This window comes from Mesorhizobium sp. M7A.F.Ca.CA.001.04.2.1 (assembly GCF_003998485.1).
Taxonomy (GTDB): domain Bacteria; phylum Pseudomonadota; class Alphaproteobacteria; order Rhizobiales; family Rhizobiaceae; genus Mesorhizobium; species Mesorhizobium ciceri.
Genome location: NZ_RZQT01000200.1, coordinates 1 through 8,093, shown reverse-complemented (window position 1 = coordinate 8,093; position 8,093 = coordinate 1). Strand labels below are relative to the sequence as shown.

Below are 8,093 nucleotides of genomic sequence, written 5' to 3'. Positions count from 1 at the left end.
GCAACAATCGTCAGAGCCTCATCGAATTGGAGATCATGCTTGACCAGCAAATGCGCGGCCAATGCTTCGATGGCTGACCAGTGATCGAGTACTAGCCGGGCCGTGCGATCTTCGATCCGCCTCCAACGGGGGCGGCGCGGCATCAGGAACCGCAACTCACCATAGATTCGCTTGGCATCCGCGTAGTCGCTGCTCCCCTCATTCCCATCGGACGCATTCATCGCCATATCGCGCGGGTCCAGATAGCCTTCGAATGCGGATTCTGCAAAAGGACCTGCCAGATACGCAACTATCTCTTGGATCGCTTCATCGCGTTGGAAATGTCGATCCATATCGTCCTCGAAAATCGGCTTTCGCTTCGAGGTGAATCCTTGCGCTGAATAAAAACCCGCGCCTTCGACAACACCACCGCACTCTCCGTCACCGGCGTCGGGGTAAATACTAACACTTGAGAAAGCAGGGAGTTCACGGTCGTCGTCGAACACCTGACGGTGCAAAACGATGGCGGCCACCGCGTGCCCGGCTTCGTGATGCGCCACAAGCGGCAGATATTGGGTGGCTACCATGCGGTGCGGCTCTCAGATCTAGTTTCCATCCAAGCCCTGATATCGGATTCAAGCCATGCGACTCGGCCGGGGGAGATGCGACGCCGCTTAGGGAACAGGCCTGCCTTCAGAGTCGCGCGGTCGCGCTCGAACTGCGTTCCACTGAAGTGCTTCAGGGTCTTTGCCGACTGGCCGGCGGCCCAGGCAAGTGCCCGCTCGCCTTCCACATCTTCAAGCCAAAGATAGAGATCGTCGTCGGGAGCATCCAGCGTTGGACGGACATCAAATGCGTTCATGTCCGGACAGCCTTCAGAAAGAAGGGATAGAGGCTTCCGTTTGATCGGGAACGCTTAGTGTTGGTAGCGGCGCCCACATGTTCGAAAAGCGTGATCATTGATGAGTTCTTCCAGTCGGTGCGGCATCGCAGTGCTTTTGCGCATAGGACCGCAATTGTCGTGCCAACTGGGAAAATCGTTTCGGAACAATGCGATCGCTCTGGCAGCGTTGTGTCAGATGTCCGACATCGTCGAGAATCCGACAACGAGTGCTCCTCCTAATCACCGGATCAACCTCCGGCGCCAGTCGGTGACACCGCATTCCTCTGTCTTTCCAGGAGACGGCGTGGACATCAATGCCGTTCCTCACCGAACCCGCCTCCTAGCCCTTCGCCCATACGTCACGGCCGCCCCCCGGTTTGGCTCCAACCTGAAGGATTACGGCGTCCTCTTCGAAGAGAAGATCGGGTTGTTCGTGGCGCGCGCAGCGGAGCCCAAGGAGCTTTTCTGGGTTGCGGATACTGGCATGTCGATATTACGACCGTGTGTCCTTCGACAAGCTTGGTGGCTTCTTCAACCAGAATCTCGCCGTGGAGATCGAATCGTTATCTGCGCCGCAAAGTGCGGCCGGTGAGCGGCGTGGCCCTGCGTTCCAGTTGGCCACGGTCCTCGCTGGGACGAGCAAGTAAATGGCTTGCGCAGCAACGGTGCGATCACACCTGGGGCACGGCGTCATCAGGAAAGCGCCATCCTTGTGCGCCCACGACACCCTGGTCGCCATCGGCCGCATCGCGGGGGGGCACTGTGGGCGATAACCATTCATTGATCTGGGCGATTGAGGGTTCTGCCGGGGCGCTATTGCTGCTCGGTAGGGCTGCGGGCTGGCGAGTCTACCAAGGCGAGCAACGACAGGCGAGACGGCAGACATTACGTGACGGAACTTGATATTGCAGTGCAGCAAGCGTAGAGCACCGCGCGCTTATCGGAGTGTCGTCCATGGCCCTTACCAATGCTGGTAACGAGGCAGAACCTGTCGAACAATCGAGCCATTCTGAGGTCGAGCAGCACAGCACCAAGGCGCTGATGTTGGGCGCACTAGGTGTCGTTTATGGCGATATAGGCACCAGCCCGATCTATGCATTTCGCGAGGCGTTGCACGCATCGGCCGGTGGCAACGTCGCCAACCGTGGCGACATCCTCGGCGTACTCTCGCTGATCATCTGGTCGCTGACGATCACCGTCACCATCAAATACATCATGTTCGTGCTCCGTGCCGACAATCGCGGCGAGGGCGGGGTGCTGTCGCTGATGGCGTTGGCGCGCAACAGTTTCCCGACCCGCTCGGCGGTGATCCTCGGCATCGGCATCGTCGGCGCGGCGCTTTTTTTTGGCGACGCCGTCATTACGCCGGCAATCTCGGTACTGTCGGCGGTCGAAGGTATGAATGTCGTCACGCCGACGTTCCAGCCCTATGTGGTGCCGCTGACACTGGCCATCCTGGCGATCGTGTTTGCGGTACAGCGGTTTGGCACCGGCGGCGTAGGATTGGTGTTCGGACCCGTTACCGCGCTGTGGTTCCTGGCCATCGGCCTTTTCGGGCTCAACCACATCATGGACGATCCGGAAATCCTGCTGGCAATCAGCCCGCATTACATCGTGTCGTTCCTGGTCAACTCGCCTGACGTCGCCTTCGTTACGGTTGGTGCAGTCTTCCTCGCCGTCACCGGAGCCGAGGCGCTCTACGCCGACCTCGGCCATTTCGGCCGCAAGCCGATCGTGCTCGCCTGGCTGGCGATCGTGTTCCCTTGTCTGTTGCTCAATTATGTCGGGCAAGGCGCCTTCGTGCTGGGCAAATGGCGGCGTTGTCGGTCATCCGTTCTTCGAGATGAACCAGGGCTGGACGCTTATTCCGATGGTCGTGCTTGCCACGGCGGCGACCGTGATCGCCTGCCAGGCGGTGATCTCCGGCGCCTTTTCGCTGACCAGGCAAGCGGTACAGCTCAACATGCTGCCGCGTTTCGTCATCCAGCACACGTCGGAAAAACAGTCGGGCCAGATCTATCTGCCGCGCATCAACCTGATGCTGGCGCTGGTGGTGATGCTGCTGGTGGTCGGCTTCGGCGAATCCAGCCGGCTGGCCTCGGCCTACGGTATTTCGGTGACCGGCAATATGCTGGTGACGAACATACTGCTTTTTGTTGTGATGACGCGCATCTGGAAATGGCCGCTCGGCGTCGCGATAGCCTTAATGGCGGTGTTCGTCTTGATCGATACCGGCTTCTTTGCAGCTAATATCGTCAAGGTATTCGAAGGCGGCTGGGCCTCGCTTGCCATTGCCGCAGTGATCGTGATGACCATGTGGACTTGGATAAGAGGCAGCAGGTATCTATTCGACAAGGCGCGCAGGAACGAGATTCCGCTCGATTTCCTTGCGGGCAATCTGTTGAAGAAGAAACCGCAGCTGGTGTCCGGTACGGCCGTGTTCCTGACCAGTGATCCCGCCAGTGCGCCAACCGCACTGATGCACAGCCTGAAGCACTACAAGGCGCTGCACGAACAGAACGTCATCCTCTCTGTGGTGACGGCGCAGCAGCCCGTGGTGCCCGACAGCGACCGGATCAAGATGGAAACGATCAATGAGCTATTCATGCGCGTGACACTGACCTTCGGCTACATGGAACAGCCTAACATCCCGCGTGCGCTGGCGATCTGCCGCAAGCAGGGTTGGAAGTTCGACATCATGACGACGTCCTTCTTCCTGTCGCGTCGCTCGCTCAAGGCGTCACCCAACTCCGGCATGCCGGTGTGGCAGGACAAGCTGTTCATCGGCTTGGCGCGCACGGCCGCCGACGCGACCGAGTATTTCCAGATCCCGACCGGACGTGTGGTCGAGATCGGAACGCAAGTGGCCGTTTAGGCATGCCCGGTTAAGCAGAATCAATTGGCATTTCGGGAGCCGGTGAATGCCTGACCGGGCGGAGGCCACGATGCTTGCGCCAAACTGGGGTCCGGTTCCAGGCCCGAAGCTTCCGGCCCCGAAAGCCGTCCTTTACGCCTGCGATAATTTCCGTTCCGCATTGTCTTGCCGACCCATCAGTCGAGATGCGCTGAAACGACCTCGCCGGGCAGCACTTATCATTTGAACGTAATCGATGTGCCGCAAGTCCGACCTTCATTCTCCAGTTCACAGGCTAGCGTTGCCAAAATCGGCGTGCCGCCTAACCGGCGCCGCACCGTGACCTGTCAGGATGCTATGCAGGCGCGAGGCAGAAGCTGGCTCGAGGCCGCCGGCCTGGTGCTGGTCCGGCAGCGGCCGGGCTCGGCCAAAGGCTTCATGTTCCTCTGGAGGATGAGACGGGTGCGGCAAACGTCGTCGTCTGGGCCAAGATCTCTCGAGAAATTCCGGCGCGTGCTTCTTGCTTCGGCCATGCTCGGCGTCCGTGGACGCATCCGACGGAAGAGGAGGTGGTGCACCTCGTCGCCCACGAGCTGACCGATCTGTCGGCTGGGCTGGCCAGCGTGGGAAACCGCAAGACGCCTTTTCCGTTGCCGCACAGCCGAGGGACGAGGCTCATCACGGCGGATCGGGCATTGATCCGCGCGGCATGCCGAAGGGGCGCGACATCGTCGATGCAGTATGACCATATCGACCATATCAAGGTCAAGACGCGTAACTTCCGGCAGCGCCTCCGGAGGCCACTTCAGCAGCATGTTGTGCACACTTTTGTCGGACCCTGTTAACTGCCGATTGGCAGCAGGTCACCCCGTGCCGGATCCCAAATGTCGTCGCTCTCAAGCGCAACGACTGCCCGCACCTTTTTAACTCATCGAGCACCTCCACCGCTGGACGCCGCCCCGTTTCCTGAGCCGGGGCGTAACCGGTGTATTTGTGACTGTCCAGCTCAAACCACTTCAACGATTCCAACGTAGCCATGGCGTCGCCCTTGCGGCCGCGCGTGATGCGAATGATCGTGATCCCATCCTCCCCGCTCGCGTCGATGGAGACACGCTGCCAACGCTTCATCTGCTCTACCCCATCTTGTTCCAAGGCGGTCGTATCATCTCGATGAGCCCTGCCTCGGGGCCGGCGGCCGTTGGCCGGGAGGCCGTTCCACCCGAGCGTCGACGGAACGGCGATGTAACATCGAAGTGGTCCCGGCGCCCACCTGCTCGGCGGTGATCTCGTTCAGCCAGCCTACCACGCATAACACACTAAGGCTCGCAAGGGGTTGTGAACACTCTCGAACCACTTGCTCACCTCCAAGCGGTGTCTATCAACTCACAACCAATGACCGCAGCCTGACGATGTTCTGAGACACAATCGAAGCAGCTCACTGACTGGCGTATTCTGGGTGTGCAGGTCCAGACAGATGTGAGACGGATGGCTTGAGAAAAGTTCGGGGGTCTCCGAAGCTGAAGTTGCGAAGATCAAACTTCAGGAGAACCCCCGATGCAGGTTTTTGGCCTGCCGCGTCATGTTATCAGAGCCGGTGCTCTGGCGTCACGGATCGCGGCGAAATCCCTATCGAATGAAGCCGCGATCCGTATGGACGCCGTCAGGCGCTGCCAAAGCGCACGCGCCGCCGGCCTGTCGGCCGGTGACGCGGCCAAAGCCGTTGGTGCCTCGCGCGCCTCCCTCTACCGCTGGGCCAAACAGCCCGAACCCAGATCGCCGCCGCGCCGGGTTCGCCGGCCGCAATGGAGCCCGGCGCTGGTGCAAGCCGTCGAGGAGTTGCGCGGCGACAAACCGATGTGGGGCAAGCGAAAGCTGGCCTGGCTGATCCGCCGCGGAGGCCGTTGCGGTCTCAATCTCCACCATCGGCCGCATCTTCACCAGCCTGATGCGGCGCGGTCTAGTCATGCCGGTCCCGACCTTGCGCCGCAAGCCCGGTGGCCGACGCTTCCGCCTTGTCGGCAAGCGCTACGCCAGACGCCTGCCCAAGGGCCTCAAGTCGAAATGGCCCGGCCAGATCGTCCGATCGACACCGTCTTCGTCAATCTCGCCCCGGCAAGGCCGTCAAGCACTTCACCGCCTACGATCCGGTCGCCAAATGGACCGTCGCCGGCATCGCCGGCCGGGCTCAAGGCGTCCCTGCCGGCTTCGTTCGCCATGCTGACTGACCCGGGGGTTCGCCACGCCTACAATGAAGCGTTCGTTGCCGCGGAGGTGCGCAAATTCCAGCCATTTTTCGACTCCTTTTTCGATCAGCAACGCGATGCATGTATCCGCCTGGAGGACAACAATCTGCTCGTCGCCTCGGCCGGGTCGGGCAAATCCGCGACCAGGGTCTGCAAGGTGGCCAATGTCCTGGAGAGGCAGCTCTACCGGCCCGATGAGATCCTGCTTCTGGCCTTCAATAAGAGCGCAGCAGATGAACTCAAGACCGGGATCGCAGGACAGCTACATCGAGGAAAGCGCGCTGGAGTCCCGCGTCACGACGTTTCACCGCTTGGACGGGGCATCATTAAGGAGGTTGAAGGACGCCCGCCCCAGCTTGCAGAAGTTCCACACATTTGAGAAGCGGCGATGTACCCAGCGCTGTCGAACCACATCGGGGCGCCGACTCAGCGTGAATTTCATCACGCTCGGCGACCTTTAAGGGCCAAACCGGCGCTTGGACGCCCACCAGACTCACGTCATGGCTCGGTGCGCAAGATGCGAGCGATCCGTTGCCCTACCCGCACTCTTATACGATTGCCAATTGCGAACTTGCCGCCAACAAAGTGAAGTAAGGTTGAAATAAAAATGTAAACAGTTTTCACATATATTCCCCTTGCTTCTACCGTAAGCCCGGTGTTTTATTGCCTTGATAAGGTCCTCTTTTGGCGCGCAAACCAATAAAATAGCGCGACTGTACTTATGAAAGGAACCCAAGTGTGTGCCGCAGAGGCTGTAAGCGCCGCTCATTTCCGCAACGTTGAACGCGTAGGATTCATTGGTACGGGCAGCATGGGGCGACCAATGATCGCAAAGCTCCTGCATGCGGGCTATCAGGTGGACGTCTACGACATCGATCCCGCGGCTGCGAAAGACGTGGTCGAAAAGGGAGCACGGTGGCATGACGCACCACGCGACGCGGCGCGCGATTGCGAGATCGTCATTACCTGCCTGCCGCTGCCACACGACGTCTTTGACAACATGACTGGCGAGCAAGGCGCTTTGGCCGGAATGGCACCGGGGAGCGTATGGATCGATACGTCCACTACCGACTACCACAATACGATCGAGATCGCCCGCCGGGCGGCAGCAATTAGCGTGCATTCGCTGGAAGCGCCCGTGAGCAACCTGTCCCACATGGGAGTCGATTTCGCCAATGTCAGCTTCTTCGTCGGCGGGCCACCGGAGGCCTATGAGCGTTGCGGGAAGGTGTTGCAAATCATGGGATCCATCTCCTTCCATGTCGGAGACATCGGTCAGGGCCAATCAGTCAAATTACTGACGAATCTACTCTTTTACGCTGCGGCTGTTGCAAGCGGCCATGCGCTCTGCCGAAGTGTGCGCGAGGGCGTTCCAGCGCAGCAGGCGTGGCGTAAGTTTGTCGCGTCGCCCGCAAACTCCGTTGCAGTCGAGCAGTTCGTCCCATTTCTCCTGGATGGCAGCTACGATCGCTCTTGCACTTTGGAGATCACGGTGAAGGACATGGGCTTGACCGTTCAGCTGGCGGACGAACTCGGCGTGGGATTGCCGATCGGGCGCGCGGTCGAAAGGCGCTATTGCGAGGCGGGACGGAAGTTCGACCGATACGACAGCCATCTGCGTGTCGTCGAACTGGCGGAGGTGGTCTTCGGCGTTCGACTAAAAGTGCCGGGCTACCGCGCGCCATCCAAATACGGTGCCGACTCCGCGCATCCGCCGGACCAGGAATTCCTTACCGATCCCGTCGGACGGATCAAACCGAAGCGTGAGCACGTGTTTCCGCTCGGCGACGTCTCACTCAGTGACATCCAGATTCGTTTGCTCAGGTCGCTGGTCGGCGAACTCACCCACGTCAATCGCCTGATCCTTGACGAGGCGTTTGATCTTGGGCGCGGCATGGGCCTGAGCGATGCTCTGATCTGCGACGTTATTACCTGGAGCGTAGGCGCCTCCGCATGGTCGGATACCCATGCTCAGCAATACAGCAACGAACCGCTTATAAAACCAGCCGCGGCAATTGCGCCGCCGATGAGAACTGTACCGCACCTAATTTGCCCCTATACGGAGGAATTGACATGAATACCCTCGATCAGCGGACCGCACTGGAGCAAGCCGCACGCAAACGCATCAAGGATT

Annotated in this window: 4 protein-coding genes and 2 pseudogenes; 4 read left to right on the top strand and 2 right to left on the bottom strand. The window is 59.9% G+C overall.

Annotation, left to right across the window (positions count from 1 at the left end):
• Both EN955_RS32585 and EN955_RS35930 read right to left on the bottom strand, forming a co-directional pair.
• Nucleotides 1-566 (bottom strand): hypothetical protein (locus EN955_RS32585; RefSeq protein ID WP_164760235.1); only part of this gene is annotated, 566 nt, incomplete at its 3' end.
• Nucleotides 560-841 (bottom strand): AlpA family phage regulatory protein, encoded by a 282-nt coding sequence (locus tag EN955_RS35930; RefSeq protein ID WP_024505846.1) that lies wholly within the window; start codon nucleotides 839-841, stop codon nucleotides 560-562. The genes EN955_RS35930 and EN955_RS32585, both read right to left, overlap by 7 nt.
• A 975-nt stretch (nucleotides 842-1,816) precedes the next feature.
• On the opposite strand from EN955_RS35930, the pseudogene EN955_RS32575 reads away from it, so the two are divergent.
• The 4 genes and pseudogenes from EN955_RS32575 to EN955_RS32560 all read left to right on the top strand — a co-directional run bounded on the left by EN955_RS32575 (nucleotide 1,817) and on the right by EN955_RS32560 (nucleotide 8,036).
• Nucleotides 1,817-3,737: pseudogene (locus EN955_RS32575) on the top strand (potassium transporter Kup).
• Between the two features lie 303 nt (nucleotides 3,738-4,040).
• A pseudogene (locus EN955_RS35995) lies at nucleotides 4,041-4,561 on the top strand (OB-fold nucleic acid binding domain-containing protein); the annotation flags it as partial.
• A gap of 709 nt (nucleotides 4,562-5,270) precedes the next feature.
• Nucleotides 5,271-6,338: a UvrD-helicase domain-containing protein gene (locus tag EN955_RS32565; RefSeq protein ID WP_024505848.1), complete on the top strand. Its 1,068-nt coding sequence runs from the start codon at nucleotides 5,271-5,273 to the stop codon at nucleotides 6,336-6,338.
• Between the two features lie 342 nt (nucleotides 6,339-6,680).
• Entirely contained in the window at nucleotides 6,681-8,036 is a 1,356-nt protein-coding gene (locus EN955_RS32560; RefSeq protein WP_024505849.1) for an NAD(P)-dependent oxidoreductase, read from the top strand.
• Nucleotides 8,037-8,093 lie beyond the last annotated feature (57 nt).

Excerpts from the sequence above, each read along its gene's own strand:
- EN955_RS35930 (WP_024505846.1), bottom strand. The coding sequence starts at position 841 with ATGAACGCATTTGATGTCCGTCCAACGCTGGATGCTCCCGACGACGAT.
- EN955_RS32565 (WP_024505848.1), top strand. The coding sequence starts at position 5,271 with ATGCAGGTTTTTGGCCTGCCGCGTCATGTTATCAGAGCCGGTGCTCTG.
- EN955_RS32560 (WP_024505849.1), top strand. The coding sequence starts at position 6,681 with ATGAAAGGAACCCAAGTGTGTGCCGCAGAGGCTGTAAGCGCCGCTCAT.